This is a genomic window from Streptomyces sp. NPDC002467, from assembly GCF_042889825.1.
GTDB lineage: Bacteria > Actinomycetota > Actinomycetes > Streptomycetales > Streptomycetaceae > Streptomyces.
The window spans coordinates 1-1,291 of record NZ_JBIARJ010000055.1; the positions used below are offsets into that span (position 1 = coordinate 1).

The following is a 1,291-nucleotide window of genomic DNA, read 5'->3' on the forward strand; positions in this document are numbered from 1 at the left end:
AGGCGCGGTCGAGGATGCCGCACCGGTGGCGGGGGCGGTGGGGGTCGGCCCGGCGAGGGTCGGAGCAGTGGGGGAGGGCTCGGTGGGAGGCGAGGGCACACCTGCGGTGGGCGCGGCGGGGGAGGCGGCATCAGCCGTGGGTGCGGTGAGGGAAGCGGCGGGTGGCGGTGCGGGGTGCCGGTCGGACTCAGGGCCGCCGAGGGCCGCGGTCAGACCGAACACGAGGGCTGCGACCACGGCAACGGCGCCTCCCGCGAGGGCGGAGTTCCGGCGACGGCGCCGGGAAACGGCCCGGCGTCGGACCTCCGCGCCCGTCGTGGGCGCGGGGCTGGCGCCGGCGGCGCTGTCGGCCAGCTCGCGCAGGGCGGAGGACAGGTCATCGGCCATGGTCTTCCTCCTTCTCCTCGCCGCTGCCGCCCACGACACCGACCTCACTCGCCGGCAACAGCTTGGCGAGGGCTGCCCGGCCGCGTGACAGGCGGGCCTTGACCGTACCGGTCGGTGCGCCGGTCTCGGAGGCTACCTGCTCCACACTCAGGTCACACAGGTGGTGCAACACGATCGCCAGGCGCTGCGGCTCCGGGAGCTGTCGCAGCGCCGCCACGAGGGCGACGTGCTCGGGACCGGGTCCAGGGGCGTGATCGGGTGGTGGGGTGCGGCGTACCAGCTCCAGCCAACGCCGAGCCCGCCGCCAGTGGCTGACGGCGAGACGCATCGCGACGGTACGGATCCAGGCTTCGGGGGCCTCGGTGGCAAGGAAGTCCCGCCGCCGGTCCCAGGCACGTACGAAGGCCTCCTGAACGACGTCCTGGGCCTGGCCGTGGTCGCCTGTGAAGGAGTACACCTGGCCGACGATCCGTGGGAACGCCGACGCGTAGAACGCGTCGAACTCGTCCTCCGTCATGCCGCCCCCGGTCCCAAAACTTTTCCGATCCGCATGCAACCCGCCGACTCCTGGCGTGCGTACAGGTCGTGCAAAGCGAAGGACACCACACAGGGGGCTCTGTTGACCAGGGAAAACAAGGTCAAGGTAATCGGGAAGGTGGCGGCCGCGGCCGTCCTCGGTGCGTTGCTGCTCGCGTCCACGGGATGCGGGCCGGGCGGGGCCGACGCGTCGGGCGACTCCAAGACCTCGGAGCAGCCGAGCGCGACGAACTCGCCGAAGACGGGGGCGACGGGGGAGACGGCTTCGGCCAAGCCGGGCGAGGCTTCGGCGAAGCCCGGCGGTGGTTCGGCGAAGCCAAGCGGCGGTTCGGGCAACGCCGGCGGCGCGGCCGGTAAGGGCGACGGC

General features: G+C 73.2%; 1 protein-coding gene and 2 pseudogenes. 1 reads left to right on the forward strand and 2 read right to left on the reverse strand.

Translation table 11 applies throughout. From position 1 onward, the window contains the following. Nucleotides 1–387, reverse strand: a pseudogene (locus ACFYYJ_RS41530) (RNA polymerase); the annotation flags it as partial. Continuing rightward, entirely contained in the window at nt 377–904 is a 528-nt protein-coding gene (locus ACFYYJ_RS41535) for a SigE family RNA polymerase sigma factor (protein WP_385134389.1), read from the reverse strand. The pseudogene ACFYYJ_RS41530 and the gene ACFYYJ_RS41535, both read right to left, overlap by 11 nt. Nucleotides 905–1,006: 102 nt before the next feature. Between ACFYYJ_RS41535 and ACFYYJ_RS41540 the strand changes: the two are divergent. Continuing rightward, a pseudogene (locus ACFYYJ_RS41540) lies at nt 1,007–1,291 on the forward strand (hypothetical protein); the annotation flags it as partial.

Excerpts from the sequence above, each read along its gene's own strand:
- ACFYYJ_RS41535 (WP_385134389.1), bottom strand. The coding sequence starts at position 904 with ATGACGGAGGACGAGTTCGACGCGTTCTACGCGTCGGCGTTCCCACGG.